This is a genomic window from Undibacterium sp. Ji42W (assembly GCF_049340405.1).
Taxonomy (GTDB): domain Bacteria; phylum Pseudomonadota; class Gammaproteobacteria; order Burkholderiales; family Burkholderiaceae_D; genus Undibacterium.
The window spans coordinates 1-18,061 of the sequence record NZ_JBMPOV010000005.1 but is presented as its reverse complement, the minus strand read 5'-3'; the positions used below and the strand labels follow the sequence as shown (position 1 = coordinate 18,061).

The 18,061-nt window shown below is 50.1% G+C and carries 14 protein-coding genes and 1 pseudogene; 8 read left to right on the top strand and 7 right to left on the bottom strand.

Annotated features, from left to right (window positions below):
- Window positions 1-47: 47 nt before the first annotated feature.
- Together ACO0LG_RS12120 and ACO0LG_RS12115 are read left to right on the top strand one after the other, a co-directional pair.
- Window positions 48-494, top strand: a complete 447-nt coding sequence (locus ACO0LG_RS12120; RefSeq protein WP_423026619.1) for an Lrp/AsnC family transcriptional regulator — start codon at window positions 48-50, stop codon at window positions 492-494.
- Between the two features lie 596 nt (window positions 495-1,090).
- A complete protein-coding gene (locus tag ACO0LG_RS12115) occupies window positions 1,091-1,786 on the top strand; it encodes a flavin reductase family protein (RefSeq protein ID WP_423026617.1) in 696 nt (231 codons plus the stop codon).
- Here ACO0LG_RS12115 and ACO0LG_RS12110 read toward each other — a convergent pair.
- Window positions 1,783-2,994 carry a hypothetical protein gene (locus tag ACO0LG_RS12110; RefSeq protein ID WP_423026615.1) on the bottom strand — a complete coding sequence of 404 codons (1,212 nt, stop codon included), beginning with the start codon at window positions 2,992-2,994 and terminating at the stop codon, window positions 1,783-1,785. The two genes, ACO0LG_RS12115 and ACO0LG_RS12110, sit on opposite strands and share 4 nt — an antisense overlap.
- Before the next feature lie 318 nt (window positions 2,995-3,312).
- Here ACO0LG_RS12110 and ACO0LG_RS12105 point away from each other — a divergent pair, with 318 nt between their 5' ends.
- On the top strand, window positions 3,313-5,301 hold the full coding sequence (locus ACO0LG_RS12105) for an OPT family oligopeptide transporter (protein WP_423026613.1): 1,989 nt from the start codon (window positions 3,313-3,315) through the stop codon (window positions 5,299-5,301).
- A gap of 162 nt (window positions 5,302-5,463) precedes the next feature.
- Here ACO0LG_RS12105 and ACO0LG_RS12100 read toward each other — a convergent pair whose 3' ends face one another.
- Entirely contained in the window at window positions 5,464-6,087 is a 624-nt protein-coding gene (locus ACO0LG_RS12100) for a TetR/AcrR family transcriptional regulator (protein WP_423026611.1), read from the bottom strand.
- An 87-nt stretch (window positions 6,088-6,174) separates the two neighbouring features.
- Here ACO0LG_RS12100 and ACO0LG_RS12095 point away from each other — a divergent pair, with 87 nt between their 5' ends.
- The 4 genes from ACO0LG_RS12095 (at window position 6,175) to ACO0LG_RS12080 (ending at window position 11,784) form a co-directional block, all read left to right on the top strand.
- On the top strand, window positions 6,175-7,155 hold the full coding sequence (locus ACO0LG_RS12095) for an alpha/beta fold hydrolase (protein WP_423026609.1): 981 nt from the start codon (window positions 6,175-6,177) through the stop codon (window positions 7,153-7,155).
- A 143-nt stretch (window positions 7,156-7,298) separates the two neighbouring features.
- Window positions 7,299-9,638, top strand: a complete 2,340-nt coding sequence (locus ACO0LG_RS12090; RefSeq protein WP_423026607.1) for a DUF6600 domain-containing protein — start codon at window positions 7,299-7,301, stop codon at window positions 9,636-9,638.
- A gap of 328 nt (window positions 9,639-9,966) precedes the next feature.
- Window positions 9,967-10,767, top strand: a complete 801-nt coding sequence (locus ACO0LG_RS12085) for a hypothetical protein (RefSeq protein ID WP_423026606.1) — start codon at window positions 9,967-9,969, stop codon at window positions 10,765-10,767.
- A gap of 195 nt (window positions 10,768-10,962) precedes the next feature.
- A complete protein-coding gene (locus ACO0LG_RS12080) occupies window positions 10,963-11,784 on the top strand; it encodes a substrate-binding periplasmic protein (protein WP_423026605.1) in 822 nt (273 codons plus the stop codon).
- A gap of 8 nt (window positions 11,785-11,792) precedes the next feature.
- Here ACO0LG_RS12080 and ACO0LG_RS12075 read toward each other — a convergent pair.
- Window positions 11,793-12,411, bottom strand: a pseudogene (locus tag ACO0LG_RS12075) (hypothetical protein).
- 52 nt (window positions 12,412-12,463) lie between these two features.
- Between ACO0LG_RS12075 and ACO0LG_RS12070 the strand changes: the two are divergent.
- Complete coding sequence (locus ACO0LG_RS12070; RefSeq protein ID WP_423026604.1) at window positions 12,464-13,315, top strand: transposase; 852 nt, start codon at window positions 12,464-12,466, stop codon at window positions 13,313-13,315.
- A gap of 242 nt (window positions 13,316-13,557) precedes the next feature.
- Here the strand turns inward: ACO0LG_RS12070 and ACO0LG_RS12065 are convergent, their stop codons facing one another.
- The 4 genes from ACO0LG_RS12065 to ACO0LG_RS12050 form a co-directional block, all read right to left on the bottom strand.
- Window positions 13,558-14,472, bottom strand: a complete 915-nt coding sequence (locus ACO0LG_RS12065) for a hypothetical protein (protein WP_423026602.1) — start codon at window positions 14,470-14,472, stop codon at window positions 13,558-13,560.
- A gap of 6 nt (window positions 14,473-14,478) precedes the next feature.
- Window positions 14,479-15,555 carry an RHS repeat-associated core domain-containing protein gene (locus ACO0LG_RS12060; protein WP_423026600.1) on the bottom strand — a complete coding sequence of 359 codons (1,077 nt, stop codon included), beginning with the start codon at window positions 15,553-15,555 and terminating at the stop codon, window positions 14,479-14,481.
- Window positions 15,556-15,690: 135 nt separating this feature from the next.
- A complete protein-coding gene (locus ACO0LG_RS12055) occupies window positions 15,691-17,838 on the bottom strand; it encodes a hypothetical protein (protein ID WP_423026598.1) in 2,148 nt (715 codons plus the stop codon).
- Window positions 17,835-18,061, bottom strand: a 227-nt coding sequence (locus ACO0LG_RS12050) for a hypothetical protein (protein ID WP_423026596.1), incomplete at its 5' end; no start/stop codon positions are given. The genes ACO0LG_RS12050 and ACO0LG_RS12055, both read right to left, overlap by 4 nt.

Sequence of the window (18,061 nt, the reverse complement as noted above, 5' to 3'; positions counted from 1 at the left end):
TAAATTGCCTTCATAATTCTTGCGCATCCTCATCTGGACTTAAAATCATGGATATCGACGCCAAAGCCTGGAAAATCCTGGCCGCCCTGCAACGCGACGCCCGCATTTCATTGAAGGCACTCGCTGATGAAACCGGTCTGTCCCTGCCCGCCACATCAGAGAGGGTCAAACGTCTGGAAGAAGCTGGTGTTATCAAAGGCTATCGTGCCGAAGTCAACGCAGAATCGCTGGGCCTGCAAGTGCAGGCCGTCATCGGTATCACCGTCCCCCAGCCGCAAAAAGCCAGCCTCATTGCGCATCTGAAATCTTTGCCTGAAGTGCTGGAATGCCTGCATGTGACGGGGCAGGATTCTTTTTTGTTGCGCGTTGCTACCAGGGACTTGCGGCATCTGGAAAGCTTTGTCGGAAATATTAATCATTATGGTGAGACGCGTACTTCCATCATCATGTCGGCGCCGATACCTTTGCGGGCTTTGATGCCGGTGGAGGGTTAAGTGAATGATGTGAACTGATAGCAAGAGTGACGCTGGTTGTATTGACGTTGCTGTTGGTTTTGACTCTGGGGTTGCCGTTGTTTTTGACGTTCGAAGTTCCCATGTGTAGCCGTTTGTGCTGTACAGAAAATGGATCAAGAAGAGCCGCTGTCTGAGCGTAGCGAGTTTCGGATCTTCCCATTTTTTGTACTGCACAAACGGGAACCCCGTAGGGGCGGCTATGCCTGGGTCGCCTTTTTGGCCCACCTTTTTTGGCGAGACAAAAAGGTGGGTAGCTGCCGGTCTACCACCGGCCGGCAATCTTAAATTATGTGTGCAGGCATTTGAAAATCAAATCGCCCAAAATACCAAGATTCAGAAGTTTATACACTTCACGACAGGCTAAGAACGCCACTGGATTCCAGCTAACCCCACGCTGGAATGACGTATTTAAAATTGCTGTTTCACGACGGACTGTTAACTTGGTTAATATCTGCAAACCCTCAAGCTGATCGCAAAAAATCCCCCGTCCGTTTCCAGCCAGCCCAAACAAAAAACACCCCGCATACTCCCCCTCCATCGAATCAAACATCGAACAACCCACATGCGAGGACACCATGCACATCAGCAGCGAATCCGCCATACTCTATTTCGGCACCCCTGTCATCCTGGTCAGCACCGTCAATGAAGATGGCAGTTTTAACCTGGCCCCTATCTCATCCATTTTTTGGCTGGGCTGGCGTGCCGTCATCGGTGTAGGCTCAAGCTCACAAACTGCCCGCAACCTGAAAAGAAACGGCCATTGCGTACTCAATCTGGCATCCGTCAATGAAGTAGCCGCTGTCAACAAACTCGCACTGACGACAGGCTCGGATGCGATGTCGCCCTGGAAGGCAGCGCGCGGTTACCGACTAGAGAGAAATAAATTTGAACTGGCGGGCCTGACGCCGCAAACATCAGAAACAGTGACAGCGGCGCGGGTACAGGAATGCCTGGTGCAGCAAGAATGTACAGTCGCAGCCATGCATGGCATTGCGGAAGACGAAGCTATGCTCAAGGGTGGCATACTGACTTTCGAATTGCGCATACAACGCCTGCATGTCGATGCATCGCTACTGCTGTATGGCAATCCTGACCGCATAGATCCGGACAAATGGAAACCGCTGATCATGAGCTTCCAGAAATTCTATGGGCTCGATAATCAGCAGCTACATGTATCGACCCTGGCTACAATACCGGAAAAAGCTTACCGCAGTCCGGATGTCGATAAGGCCCGTCAGATAAGCAAGATAACTGCGCTGTCAGAGAGTTAGACTTTCATCATCGATGCGGTGCGGGGCTTGGACAACAACTCGGCAAAAACTTGCCAGCGGCTTTGTTCATCACCCGCCTTGGCGAGTTTTTCTACATAGGCCTTGGTCATATCCTGGCCAAGATTGTAGTTGATGACGTAAGACCTGTGTTTTTCCATGAAGCGCAGGCGTTGCCGTGATCTGGCTTCATCAGACAAGGCGTATTTCATCAGCATGGCGACGGCGGCTTCAGTATCAATATCGTCGTCGAGATAGAGTTTGGCGACCATGTTGCCAGCGTAAGTCAGCTTTTGCAGGACTGCCTGCACTTGATAGTAATGATCCACTTTGGCAGGGTCTATGCCTGCCAGCGGGAACAATGTCTCTTTTTCAAATGCCATGCGCTCAGCATGCGGGAAGGCGACTTCTATGCCGTAGTTGGCACTGCCCTCGGCCAGGAAAGACATCGGTGAATACAGGGGATAGACGCTGTATTCAACCCAGGCATTTTCATTGACCAGGTGTTTTTCTATGAGCAGGTTGAAGACGTGGTGGCCGGGATAGCCCTCATGGCTGGCCAGATCGATGGCGCGGCTGATGAACATGGGGAAATCGGTATTGACCTGTATCAGACTATAGCTACTGCCCTTGTACCAGTTGTAGGCACTCCAGACCTGGTCTTTGACATATTCAATCTCGAAATTTTCTTCTTCTGGCAGGCTGATGTATTTCCTGGTGCGTGCGCGGGATTCATTGATGGCGGCTTTGAAGACGACATCCAGCTTGTCTTGCGGTATTTCAAATTGCTTTGCATAGACAGAAAGTCGGGTATTCAAATCACCTTCTCCCGGCAAGAGCTGGCTCAGTTCAGCCAGGATGGGGTCGAAATCTGCGGGGCTCAGATCAGGTGAGCGGGCATCGTACAAGGCTAGAGACTCATCATCGAAAGACAGTTTATGGCCTGCCAGATGAGCGATGTAGGTGCGCACGGCGGTGACGTGCAGGCGTAAAAAATCCTGGCGCAACTCTTGTCCTGCCTCTGGAGGTGGCAGGGATTGTACCTGCGCGGTCAATTTTTCTGCTTGCTGCAACAAGTCTGCCAGGGGCAGTTTTTTTGATGCAGACTGCCATTCTGGTGGGCCATAATAGGCATCGACATAGCCGGGATCATGCTGACCAACTGCCAGGACGAGTTTGACATAGGCTTCTGCTACCTGATTGAGTTCCATGAAATGTTCTCCGCATGTATTTATTACAAACTTTGTTGCCAGCATTTTACTGCTGTTGGACACCTCTAGCTTGTTCAAGTTCAGGCTGATTTCATCAGCGCGGTGCACAAAAATTGACATGATCTTCAGCTAACACTATATTGCGCTACCGCCTGAGCTCATCCTTACAAAAATTGAGCCATGGCGTGACACTGAGGATAGATATGCGGCCCACGAGGCAGCAGATCATAATCAGGGCTTACGCAAAATTGTTATTGCCAGTCTTTGCTGTGCAGTCGGGGTGGTTTTGCGCAAGTCCTTAATAAAAATGGAGGATACATGGCTCTGCAACAGCTGGATGATGAACAGATACGCACCTGGACACGACGACAGAAGGATCAGTGGTGGTTTGACAATATCTACCGCAAGGACATGGCGCAGCTTACCCTGCGCTCTGCCCTGACAGGTTTCCTGCTGGGTGGCATACTGGCCGCCACGGCACTGTATATCGGTGCCAAGACTGGTATTGGTATTGGTGTTGGCCTGACTTCGGTGATTTTATCGTTTGCGATTTTCAAGATCTTGCATAGCATGGGCATCACTGCCGACTACAGCATTCTGGAAAACAACCTCACGCAATCGGTCGCCACTGCTGCTGGCTACATGGTCAACCCCATGATTTCCAGCCTGGCAGCGTATATGCTCATCACCGGCAAGATCATCCCGTGGTGGCAGATGATGATCTGGGTCACGGTAGTGGCCTTGATAGGTGTGCTGGTCGCCTTCCCGCTCAAGCGCCGTTTTGTCAATGAAGACCAACTGCCCTTCCCTGAAGGCCGCGCCTGTGGCGTGGTACTTGACTCTCTTTACACCGGTGGTGCAGGCAGTGGCATCTACAAGGCCAAGCTACTCGGTTATACCAGCCTGTTTGCCGGTCTGTACCAGATCATCGTCAGTGATGGCTGGATGCGGCTGATACAGTTCAAGATATTGCGCATGGACAAATGGGCAGGCATGACGGAAGCCTGGAGCCTGCCTGAGCGTCTGGATACTTATTACTACACGGCAGCCATGAAGTTCCAGTGGTGGATACCCAAGATCATGGGTACCGACATACGCAATCTGGGCCTGCGCCTGAACCTGGATGTTGCCATGTTTGGTGTCGGCGGGCTGATGGGCATACGGGTTGCCAGCAGCGTCATGCTGGGAGCCTTCATCAACTTTGTGATCCTGGCACCGTGGATGATACAAAACGGCGACATCGCTGCCCGCACTTTGCCAAATGGCACGGTGGTGGCAATTTCCCGTACCGAGATTGTCAACCAATGGGGTTTGTGGTGGGCAGTGACGATGATGGTGGTGGGTTCCATGGTCGGCTTGCTGGCGAAACCTGAGCTGTTCAAGGCGGCCTTCAAATCCATGACTGGCGGTGGCAAGAAAGAGAAAGATACTGGCCCCGATCCGCTGAAGGATATTGAAGTACCGCTGTGGATTTCTTATGTCGGTGTTCCGATCTTGTGTGCACTGGCTGCCTGGCTGGTGAACACCCTGTTTGGCGTGCCTTACATCATGGCGCTGATCGCCTTCCCGCTGATTTTTGTATTGACCATCATTTGCATCAATGCGATGGCGCTGACCTCCTGGGCACCTATCGGTGCGCTGGCCAAGATCACGCAATTCAGCATGGGTGCGATGGACCGCAGCAATCCAGCCAATAACCTGCTGCCAGCCGGTATGACTGCTGACATCGCCTTCAATGCGTCTTCACTGCTGTCTGATATCAAGCCTGGCTATATGCTGGGTGGCAAGCCGCGTCATCAGGTCATTGGCCATATCATCGGTATCGTCTCGGGTGCACTGGCTTGCGTGCCACTGTTCTTCCTGCTGTTCCTGCCACCAGATGCCAATGGCTTGCGCAGCACGGCGACTATCGTCAGTGAGCAATTCGCCTTCCCGTCTGCGCTGCAATGGAAGGGCGTGGCCGAGATTATTGCCAAAGGTGTCAGTGGCCTGCCCGTGTCTGCCATCATTGCCATGGCGGTCGCTGGCCTGTGTGCGGTGTTCATTGAAGTAACCAACGTCATCACCCGTGGCCGTTTGCCGCTGTCTTCCGTATCCATCGGCCTGGGCGTAGTCTTGCCGCCAGAATCCTGCTTCGCCATGTGGCTGGGTGCCTTGATATTCTGGTACATGGGCAAGAGAAATGCTGAAAAAGGCACGAAAGGCCATACTTTCTGGGTAGAGGGTTGTGAGGCTATCAGTGCTGGCCTGATCTCAGGTGCGGCTATCCTGGGGATAGGTAATGCCATCATAAATGTGATGATGTAGGTGCAATATCGCAAGACTCCCTCCCCCTGCAAGGGGAGGGCTAACTTCGTAGGTTGGGCTACGGGGTATCAGCCCAACACTGGGTCTTTGCAAACGTATACGTTTTTTAGACGCTGAGTGTTGGGCTGGTAAACCGTAGCCCAACCTACGCCCTTTCCAGGTCTATGCCTGCAAATACTTGTGCAACATACCGACCAATTCACTCTTCCCCCGCGACTGAAACTCCACCGGTGCCTGGTCTATCACCAGCCTGTGCGTGAAATGCTCGATCGCATGCACCACGAAATAAGCCTGCATTTGGCGGTCAGCAACAACGACGACATCCGCACGCACACTCAGGCAGCGTGCCACTTCTTCTATCAAAAACTGTTCTGCCTGTCTGGCAGTCTGCCGCAATTGTGCTGGTAACAATCCCTCCTCGTACAGCAATCTATGCAACCCTGGATTGTGCTCATGCAGGGCAATCATGTGGCCAACGATGTCATGCAATACTGGCTCAAGAGCGTGCGTGGTCGAGCGCAGGGTTTCCAGCAGGCGCACGCTGAGCGCCAGACCCTCGGCCATATGCTGTTCAGCCAATGCTGTCAGTATCGAGTCTTTGTTGGGAAAGTATTGGTAGAGTGAACCTATTGAAACTCCAGCCCGGCTGGCGATGCGGGAAGTAGTACCCCCAGCATAGCCAAACGCATCGAAAATATGAATAGCTGCCTCAAGTATCGCCTGCACGGTGACCCTGGAGCGTTGCTGAGAAGGCTGTTTTAAAGACTGTACGCGCGATTTTGTCATGGCAGTAAACAGCCTCCGAATGCGAATAGACAATATGAATGATTATTCATATTATAGCCCGACAAACATTGACGGGACTGTCGCAGCATGAATATCTCCCAGGCACGCTCCAGCCAGACTTACTGGCACTGCTACCATGACCCTGCTTTGCTGGCAAGTGTGCTGGCCGTGGTACAAACCAGGCACCTGCAATCCACAGGAGTGGAGTTGCATATAGACCTGTATCAGCAGGTAAATAACACTGCCCCTGTGCTGATATTGAATCACGGTGGCGGTGGCTACGGCGGCTTGTTTGTCGGCCTGGCCCTGGCTTTTTATGAGCATGGTTATACCGTCGTCGTACCAGACCAGAAAGGCCAGGGCCGCTCTGGCGGCGCGATGGGCGACTTTACCGTGTCAGAGGCTGTGCAAAACATCCTCGATGTGGCGGCCTGGGCCAGGGCAGAGTTTGCTGGCCCGCTCTACCTCTGCGGTGGCAGCATAGGTGGTGGCCTGACATATGCGGCTGCCGCCGCGCTGGCACAACAGGGTAAGCCCCCGGTAGCAGCTGTCTGCCTGAACCTGTATGACTTTGGTGACGCTGTCACTGGCCTCACATTTACCCGTTTTGCAGGCTTGGCAAACATTCCCGGCCTGGCCAGAGCATGCAGAGCCATGAGTGACCTGCTGGCAAAACTGGCACCACGCATGCGCCTGCCCTATCGCCCGCTGGCACGTTTTGAAAACATGATGGATGAACGCGACCTGGCAACCGGCTTTTACGCGAAATGGCAGGCTGACCCATTAACCCTGCGTACAGTGACGGCACGCTACTTCGCCAGCATGCTCGATACCGCATTTGCGATCCCACTGGAAGCAAATACACAAGTACCGGTACTGGTCATCAACCAACAGCGGGACAAGATGGTCAACCCGCAACTGACACGCGATTGCTACCGACGCCTGTCAGGTCAAAAAACGTATGCAGAAATTGACTGGGGGCATTTTTCTTTGCAGCCTGAATTCAATGCGGAATTGGTTGCACTAGGTCAGCAATGGCTGCGCAAGATCAATGATATGGGGATTTAGTCGAACAAAATCAATCACTTGTGCAATGCACAGCAGAAATTTCAAATAATGTGAAATACCTGACATCCAAAACCCCTGCTCGTGCGTTAAGGTAATTATGGAGCAAATTTGCTCACCCACATTACTCGCGCAGGAAGAAATTCATGTCAGCACATACTCGTACACATACTAAGCCTTTACTGAAAATTGCCGCCCTGGCAGTGGCGGGCCTGTTTTATTTAGGTTCGGCCCAGGCTCAGGATGAGCCACCCGGCCGCGTCGCCAGGGTCAGTTATTCCTATGGCAATGTCAGTTTTGCCGATGCGGGCAGCAATAACTGGAGCTCGCTGGTACAAAACCGCCCAATTTCTACCGGCGACAGTCTGCAAGTGCCGTACGCAGGCAAGGCAGAAATGCATGTAGGGCCAAATGCCCTGCGCCTGGCAGAAAATACACGCATGAGTTTCAGCCTGCTGGATGATGACAACACACAAATCGACCTGAACCAGGGCAGCGTGGTGATACGCGTGCGTGAGCTCAACAATAAAGAAAACTTTGACATACGCACACCCAACCTGGTGTTCTCATTGCAGGAGCCTGGTGAATACAGGATCAATGTCAACGACGACAATACCACCACTGTGCTGGTAAGACGTGGCACTGGGATTGCCCGTGGCGAGCGCGATACTGTCACCATAAGACAAGGCGAGCAGTCGCGCTTTTCTGGAGCGAATCTGCAACATACAATGATAGGCTATGTACCACCGCCAGATACTTTTGACATGTGGGCAGCAGACCGCGACCGTGCCGAAGAAAGTGTAGAAACCGTGCGCTATGTCTCGCGTGAAGTCATAGGCTATGAACAGCTTGACCAATATGGGTCATGGGAAACCACCAGCGATTATGGCGCAGTCTGGTATCCGCGCCAGGTCGGCGTGACATGGGCACCTTACCGCGATGGCAGTTGGGTCTGGGTTGCACCATGGGGTTGGACCTGGGTAGATCGTGCCCCATGGGGATTTGCGCCTTATCACTATGGCCGCTGGGCTTATGTGGGCACACGCTGGGCCTGGGTGCCTGGTCCTCGCCAGCAACATATACGCCCAGTATATGCACCGGCCCTGGTGGCGTTTGTCGGTGGCAACACTTACGTCAATAATTATTATGGTTCGAAGCCAGGTTCGCATCCCTCGGTTGCATGGTTCCCGCTGGGGCCTGGTGAAGTCTATAAACCGGGTTACGCCCATAGCAATCAATACATACAACGCCTGAATCAAAACATGGTGGTCAACAGCAGCATTACCAATGCCCGCTTTGTTAACCAGAATGTGCGTAACGCTGTCACCATCGTACCTACCAACACCTTTGTACGCGGTGAGCATGTATTGCCAGTCTCCAGGAATCCTGTCGCAGCAGTACAAAACCGCCAGGCGCCGGTGGTAGTCACCGAGGCACCGAATATTACACCTGTTGGCAATAACCGTTTTGGTGAAGCACGTCAGGGTAACTTGCGTAGCGGTGAACAATTCAGGCAAAGAAATCTGGACATGCCTCCGGCACGCAATGCTGGCACGATCACCAACCTGAATCCGAATGAAGCCAGGCCAGTGAACCGTCCGGCAGAAGTGAACGGCAGCCCACACGGACAAAATAATCTGGCAGCTCCGGCTAATACCGTGTCGGGCATTATTTCAAATGCAGTCAATACGCCACCTGCCAACGGTAATAGTCTTGCTCCAGCGAATAACCCGTCCAATCAGGGCATGGGCAATATGAACCGCAGCCCGGAAATAAAGGGTAACGCGCCCCGCATCTATAGCAATGGCGCGCCTAACACTGTCAACCAGGGCAACAATGTTTATCAGCGTCCGCAGCTGAATAATCCATCAGCTAATCCACCAGCGGCAACAGTGAATGTGCAGTCAAACAATAATGTCGCACCGAATGTTGCCCCCTCGGTCAATGTTATCAGCAATCCACCTATGCGCTCGCCTGCCGCGAATACCCCGGTCAATAATGCCATCATGGGCACGCCCAATCCCGTGAACCAGAACAGGCCAGTAGAAAACAATGACAGGTCATCCAGATATGGCAACGGCATCAACAATAATCCAGCACAGGAAATACGTGTGGAACGCCAGCCAGAGCGTATAGACCGTGGCAATGAAAGACCGGTTGAACGCACGAGGGAAAGGCCAGTGCCAGTCGCGCCGGTAGAGCGGCCTGTGGAAAGGCCGGTAGAAAGACAGGCCCCCCAGCCCATGATACAGCCAGCACCGCAACAGGCACCACGCATGGAGCAAAGGATGGAGCCAAGAATGGAACAGAGACAGGCTCCGGCACCAGCAATAGTGCATACGCCTGCTCCCGCTCCAGTAGCAGCCCCGGCTCCAGCGCCACGGGCTGCCCCTGCACCAGCGCCGGCTCCAGCACCAAAGGCTGAACCTGCAAAAGAAAAGGATGATGCACGCAATGCGAAGATGCGTGGCTTGAGCGAACGCTAGAACCTGATGCCCCGCAAAAAGCCAGCCTGCCCTGTCACAGGGATTACAGGCTGGTTTTTTTCTTCCATCACTTTTTCTAAAGTTGCTTGACCTGACACGTATGTCTCGTGGAGATGTGGCAATCGCGCCCCTTCCCCCTCCCCCCTTTTCATTCGCATCTTCATTCCTGCATTTCCTTCCTTACCGTCTCACGCTTTACTGTGATGTGACGAAAGCATGCTGCCAAGGTTTGGTTTTTTTGAACCAGTCTTGCTGTCTCTTGCCCAAAGCTGTGTGCCATATCAAGGCTGACCGCTTCACTACCTTCACCCAATAACGAGAGACAACCTTGCCTGCATCACATAGCTTGCGGCTGATACTGGCCGCTACCGGTATCTGTATTTTATTTTCTGGCAGCCGCATCATGGCGCAAGACATGTCCTCTGCTTTTGCACTCACGCTGGAGATACAGGGCGTGCGTTTTGCATCACACCGGGTTGCGACACCACAAAGTGCGCAACAAGAAATCAAACTCAAGCAGCTCAAGCAGCTCAAGCAGCAAGTGATATTACAAAAAGACGGACAGTTTCGCACCATCAGTGAATCTGTGTGGCCAGGCACTATACGCTTTCATTTCCTGACGACTGGCAACAAAGACGGTGCGGCAGCGGTGGATTTGCTGCCATGGCGGCAAGGCATAGAGATAGAGCGCGAGAACGCCGCTGAGGCACGCAATGCATATGCCGACCTGCTATTCCTGAGCCCGGCACTCTTGCTGGAACTTGACAGCATGCGCATGCCCATCAATTTACCTGGTGCTGAAAATCAAAATTGCCTGCCAGTGAATTTCAATGATGCAACAGGCCGCCCTGCCAGTATGATCATCAAGCGCAACAGCGGCCAGGTATTGAGGGCAAAAACCGCAACCAGCACACAGACCCTGTTTCAGGGGGACCTGTTTTACCTGCCTGAGGTCGGCCCCATCCCGCCCGTGTTTGATGTAGGCCTTGAGCTGGACAGTCTGATCACACAACATCGACTGCAAGTGCAGCAACTGGTTGGCGTGCATGGCCGCAGCGGTACTTTCACCGAATGTAAAAATGCACTGGAATTGAGGATGACGGAAAAACCATCTGCTGAAAAAACCTGAATACCCGCCTGAAACTCAAATCCCATTTTGTAGAAAACTGTGTCGGCATGCGTCATAAGCGACACAGTTTTTGCATACAGCTATCTTCAGGGCAGCAATTGTTGTAAATTCCGTTAATGCAATACTCACGCAAGACACTATCATCGCAATCCGCTCATGCTACTTACATTTTGCACAACAAGATAATGGTTCAAGATGCGCCCGGAAAATGCCTCCTTCTTCAAGACTTATTCCCGCCTGCTTAACATCCTGCTGCTAGGCATACTGGTATTGCCCGGTTTTATGACGCCGGTAATGGCACAAGACCTGCAAATTTTCACTGAAGACTGGCCACCCATCAGCTTTGGCAGCGGCAACAAGGCAGAAGGCATGGCTGTCGAAGTCGTGCAAGCCATGCAGGCACATATAGGCAGCAGCCAACCCATCCAAGTCGTACCCTGGGCACGCGGCTACAAGGCACTACTGGAAGAACCGAATACCTTGCTGTTTACGGTTGGACGTTCTGAAGAGCGTGAAAAGCTCATGGTCTTGCTGGGTCCCATCGCCATCTCCACCACCTCACTATATACCCGCAAGGGCAATGCCACGCGCCTGAACAGCATGGGCGATGAGATGCAAAAACTCAAGGTCGGTGCCTATCGTTCCAGCATCTTTGCAGATACCGCCCGCAAGAAGGGTTTCCAAAATATAGAACAGGCGCCAACACCGCAAATCATTGCGAATATGCTGCTGGCTAAACGCTTTGATTTATGGGTCGAAGGCAGCCTGGTAGTTTCTTCCGTGCTCAAGGAAATTGGCCATACTGCTGATGATGTGGAAAAAGTCAAAGTTCTCGACAGCCTTGAACTTTACCTGGCTTTTTCCACCTCCACTTCACCAGCCACCATCAAGGTTTGGGAAGATGCCTTGCGCTGGCTGAAGAAAGAAGGCCAATTCGCCCGCATCCATCAGAAGTGGCTACCGAATGAACCACCACCGATGGCGGTGATACGGCTTGATCCACCTGGCAAGCCCTGAACCTGTCCTCAGGCCACGACGATATTTTGCAGATTAAAAGAAAAAGGCGTGGAATTGGGACCTGGCCCACCACCGGTCATGACAATATCCGCACTCGCTATACCCAGCAGTGACAATTCAGTATTGATATTCGAAATAATGGCCGAGTTCATGACCTGACCTTGTTCGACCTGAGAAGCAACGCCTATCCAGATTGTTGGCTCGAATTCGAACACTGCTTTTTGATGCGGAGCGATGGAAGTTTTAGTCGCCAGCAATTGTCCATTTTTATAGATAGATGCATTGATAGCACCTTTCGACAAATTATTAAGGACTTGTACTTCCCTGGGACTGGTACCACTGCCATAAGGAACCAGCCTGTCACCGGACGTCGTGAGCGCCATACTATATAGACCGCGCATTCTGCGCGGCTAACTGCGGTGTATAGTTACCCCATGAATCGCTGGCACCAACAGACATGCTCATGGGAAAAGTAAATGGGTGGTTGTCACCAACACCGCAATATTTGATGACCATCCAGGCAACGGACAACTCGTCAAAATCTGTTGCCACATTTTTTTGGAAGATGACAATTTCTGAATTATTAACGTCATTCGAATTGTTGATAAAATTCAGTTGTATATCCATGTCAGATCCTTTGATTTTTGGATGAGGTTTTGGTGTAAATAGCAGCATTGGCATGGTAGGCTCCGGAGTGGAATATGCTTCTGCCCTCTTCCCGCCAGCGAAGCAGTTTTATGCGAAGCAGCACAGAAGGCGGACTGGCAGACCTAAACCACGCTGGGTTTTGCAATTTGTATTGGAGAGATTTGCAGAGGGTAAAAGCTATCGCCAGATCATGATGGAGTTTAACCGGCTCTATCCACATAAGGGTATGACGATCAGTTTGGGGACGGTATATAACTGGGTACAGAAGCACTGTTCAGAGATGGAAGCTATTCGTAAAGAGACGAGGAATCGTTTTCCAGAACCGAGTCCTGCGAATTTGCGGTGGTGTATTGATGGTACGGGTAAAGTGACAGCTGATGGCGTGAAGCATTTCATTCTTGGCATTTTGGATCATGGCACGCGGATGAATTTGCTATTGCAGCGGTTGGAGCTGGCGACATCGGCAGCAATACTGGAATGCATCAAAGAGGCGATGCGGTTGTTTGGTCAGCCTACAATTATTCGTACAGATAATGCGTCTGTGTTTCGCAGTAAAAAATTTAGGCAAGCTCTGAAGGAACTGGGTATTCGTCAGGAATTCAGTGAACCTGGCAAGCCGTGGCAAAACGGGAGAATTGAGCGTTTCTTTTTAACGCTCAAAGAAAAATTGAATCTGACTGATCCTGTCAATGGCTTGATGCTCGACTGCTTGCTGGTCGATTTTACGACCTGGTATAACTTGGTCAGGCCGCATCAGCATTTGCATGGGTATACGCCTGCTGAGGTGTGGACTGGTGTAAATCCTTACACGTCAGCACCGAAATCTGTTCAGTATTTTAGTGCCTGGGATGGTCTGCTGACTGGCTACTATTTGCAGCGTTAGCGACACCCTCATAAAACAAAATAGCTGTCGATCTTGAACATTTTCAGGTGTTCAGGGTGGTGATCGCCTCCAGCAAATGAATCGCTTAAATTTCAATCAGGCGGACAATTTTTATTGTTCACAATGATTAAAAAATGATCATTTCAGTGTTCAACTGAACCAAAGTCTTCGTCAGATTTTGCAAAAAATGCTGATCTGGCTGAGGAGTTTGGTTTAACTGAACGCTGAACAGGGCAGCAACTTCATATTGCAAAATGAATCTCAACCCAAGGTAAACGACGAATTCCACCATGCTCAATCCATTGAATCTTCTTTCCTTGGGATTTCGCAATATCTTTAATTTCATCATCTGAACATAATGCATTTGGTATATGTCTGAACGCAATTTCATCTAACTTTGGAGCACCAAATAGTTTATGCCAATCGATATTAAGAACAACAGCATCTGCTCTAAATTTAGTCATATTGGGATTTTTTTCAATCCATGACAGATTAGCTATTTCAAAGTCTCCCTCTAAAAAAACTTCTGTTAAATTTGAGCATCCAAAAAAAGATTCTGCAATATTTTCAATCACTGAACCTTTCTCGATTTCAATAACTCTCAATGCTTTACATGCTGCTATACCGTCTAATGAAGTTAATCCTGTAACTTTTATAAATCTCATTTCCTCAAGTAAACTGCATCCTTCGATGCCATTCAAACTCTCTAATTTCCCATGCCTCAATTTAAGATGCCTTAATTTTTTAGCAAGACCAATTTCGACACAGTTTACTCCTCTGTACCTCGTTATGGAAATCTCTTCTAACACAGGAATAGAAAAAAAACGCTCTCCAAATATTTTGGGAGACCAGCCCATTTTGCAGATTCGAAGTTCAATCAAAGATGAGAGATCCACTACTGGCAATGGTGGATAATCTTCCAAATCCAATTGAGTCAACTCGCTCAACATCTCCAATCCCAAAAATCCGTTGAATATACCTGAAACACGAAGTTTCTTAATATTATTTTTAAAGGGAATGAGGAATCGCAGATCATGCCAAATTTCGCCTCCATTGACTAATTGAAGAAGATCAAACTTAAATTCTGATATTCGACGAACCGAATTTTCATCAGTTCCGCTGATAGAAAGCGTTTCGAGATAATTTTTTGTTTCCATATTTTTCTATTTACAAAAATTCAGAAAATCATTACGCAAACGACCTCTTGATTTACTAATTGCATTTCGTGAATTTGAAATGTTATGACCTGCGTCTTTCAATGCATCCATAACATATTGCTCGGCTTTCTGAAGCAAATCTTTGCCAGCTTGTCCTAACAAGCGTTCAACTGGATAAACAGCTACCATAGCTCTAAATTTCTTGCGAATACCTTGCAAATGTTCAAAATATCTTCGAGTAATATCGTTAGACTGCCCTACATAAAAATTTCCAAGTCCATCTGTCAGTATGTAAATTCCGTAATTTATTGTTTCGTCAGCAGCAAACTGCATCAAAGCACAACCTGTTTTCTTAAACGCCATCCGCCCCACTTGAGGCGTCGCAATACTATTTCCTGTCCCGCTACCCTCAACTCCAGTCATCAGTCCTGGAAGATTCTCCAATCCACTTGGGTCAAGAATATTTAAGGGATTTGCACTAGCATATAAATATTTATTTAGTGTCAATGGTCTTTCAAACGTGCCAATGAAAGAATCAACCGAAACAAATCTACCGCTGTCAGCGCTATACCACCTAGCTCGGTTATATTGCAACTCAATGATGTCATCAAAATACTCGCCGGTATAACGATAATTATTGGCGGTAATCCCCGTATTATTGAGCACCGCCCCAAATGCATCATACTGATAAGCATCAGTTACGCTGCCATTACTATTAGTCAACGCCTTAGTACTACCCAATGCATCCGCATGATAGTAACTTAACTGACCTACCCTGCTCTGTTGAATCAGTCCATTACCCCACACATAGCTGGTACTTTCTGTAGCACCGGCTTGTGAAGTTGTCTCCTGCACTGTCTGCGCATACTCGAAGGTCTCATCCACGAGGTAATTGGTAACCTTGTCAGGACTGGTGTTTTGACCAGGCTCGCTCTTCTGAACGCGGTTGCCATTGCTATCATAGCTATAACGTGCCACCGCAATCGCTGTCGCTTGATTACTACCCTGCTTCACTTCCACCAGACGATTGTCAGCATTCCAGCCATAAACGGCGACTTGTCCGCCTGTGGTCTTCGTGCTCAAGTTACCCTTGTCATCCCAAGTGTAAGTCGTGACGACATTGTTAGCGCCAGTGGTTTTCGTTTCCTGCGTCAGCCTGTCATTGGCGTCATAAGTGTAAGTAGTCGTCGTTGTACCGCTTATTGTAGTCTCAGTCTTCTAGCTGCGGTTGCCTACTTTGTCATACACATAGTCAGTCGTTCTTGTCGTTGTGCCTGCGCTGTCTTTGACAAGTTCCTGCGTCAACCGATTCACACCGTCATATTGATAACTGGTCGTGCGGACAGGATTTGCAGCAAGCAGATTTACTTGTGTGCTTTGCGTGTCAAACTCTTCCACCTTCGTCCGCTGACCATTGGCCGCTAATGTGTAACGGCTGCCAGCAACAACACCGCTGCCTTTAATGTGCAACAGTTGCAGCAAACGTCCATTCGGATCATAACTATAGTTTGCAGTAATACCATCCGGTGTCGTTGCATTCGCCAGTCGTCCTGCATCATCCCAGGTGTATGTCGTGCTGCTATTGGTCGCACTATTGGTTACGTTGATGAGCCTTTGATTCTTGTCGTAGCCATAGCTGACTGTGCCTGCTGCGGTACTGCGCTGGCTGATATTGCCGTTGGCGTCATAGGCATACGCGAGGTAACTGCCATCCGGTTTGACCTGTTTCGTGATCCTGTCATTAGCATCATAAGTATATGTCGCCTGACCATTTTGTCGTCCATTACTGTTGCTACCGCCCGATATGGTGCTGCTAGCGATTTGTCCTGCCGCCGTATAAGTTGTACTGACACTGCTGCCATCCGGGTAATTTGTCTGAATCAGTTCACCTAGAACATCATAGACATAGCTTGTTACCTTGCCTGCAAAGTCAGTCTTCTGTGTCAGGTTGCCTGCCACGTCATACGCAAAGCTTTCTGTCTGACCTGCTGGCAGAGTCCTGCTGGTAACGCGACTATCTACATCATATTTCCAGCTTGTGACGTGACCTTGGGCGTCGGTCTGGCTGGTCTTGTTGCCATTGACATCGTAGCCATAAATGGTTTGCTGTTGTGTGGCCGCATTGGTCTGCGTGACCTGGTTCAGCCTGCCTACCGGATCATAGCCATAAACTGTGGTATTACCTGCCTGATCTGTTTCTGATTGCTTAGTACCTGTCGTATTCCAAACCGTACTACTGGTGCTGTTGTCTGGATACGTTGTTTTGACGAGGCGATTCAGTGCATCGTATTCAAACTGCGTTACTTTGCTGGTGGCATCAATGATCTTGGTGCGGTTACCAACGCTGTCATACTCGTACTTCGTCTGTTTGCCTTTCGCATCGGTCAGATTGGTCAGACGACCAGCAGCATCATAACCATTGGTGCTTGTGTTGCCTTGTGCATCAGTCGTACTGGCAACACGCCCCGAATCATCATAGCCTGTGCTGGTACTGGTACCATCAGCGGCGGTTGCTCTGATGAGACGGTTCAGCGCATCATATTCATAACGTACGCTTCTACCCTGACGATCAGTCTCACTGACCTTGTTGCCGCCTGCATCGTAAGCAGTCGTAGTAGTTTTACCATCAGGATGGGTAGTGGTCGTCAGCTTGCCGGTGTCGTCATAGCTGTAGCTGGTACGGCGGCCTTGCGGGTCGGTCGTTGCGCTGACTTTACCACCAGCGGTGTATTCCGTTTTGGTGGTCGCGCCTAATGCATCCGTCTCGCTGATAACACGTCCTTCTGCATCCAGCGTTCTGGTGACACTAACGGTTTTTTGTGTCGGTACACCATTGACGTTTACTATAGCGATCCAGCTTCGGCTGAGTTCTTTACCATTGTCATCATAGGCATAAGTCGTGACTTTGCCCGCTGCATCAGTCTCGCTGATCCTGTTGCCCTTAACGTCATTCTGATAACGTGTCAGTTGATCACTGAGCGTCAATGATGTGATGTTACCTGCATCATCATTACCAATATGGGTGTAACTACCTAATGGCTGATCTACACGCGTGCCTTTGGCGAAGTAACTAAAGAATGTCACATTACCTTTAGCATCCGTGCTGGTTTTCAGTTGAGTACGCGTATTCGTATCGTAATCCCAAGTTGTCGTTTTATTTAACGGATCAGTCTCACTCAGTTGCTTATAAGTCTGCGGATCATATGTGCTCTTGGTAGTGTTGCCCAAGGGATCAGTCACCGTCGCCTGATTCCCATTGGCATCATAGGTATAAGTCGTTGTTTGATTCAACGCATTGACGACCTTGGTGACGTTACCGTTATTGTCATACGTATAGGTCGTCTTATTGCCCCTGCGGTCAGTCACCGTCTGCTGATTGTTGAACGGAGCTGTTTGCCTGCCGGGTCAGTGATGGCGGTGATGCGGTGGCTGGCGTCTCTGGTAAAGGTGGCAGCCGTGCCATTGGAATGGGTGACACCACTGTCGCTGTAGGTCAGTGTGTTGCCGTTCGGGTCTTTGATGCTGGTGATGCCGATACCATCGGTCAGATAGTATTCGTAGTTATCTTCTGTGGTGAGTTTGTAGTATT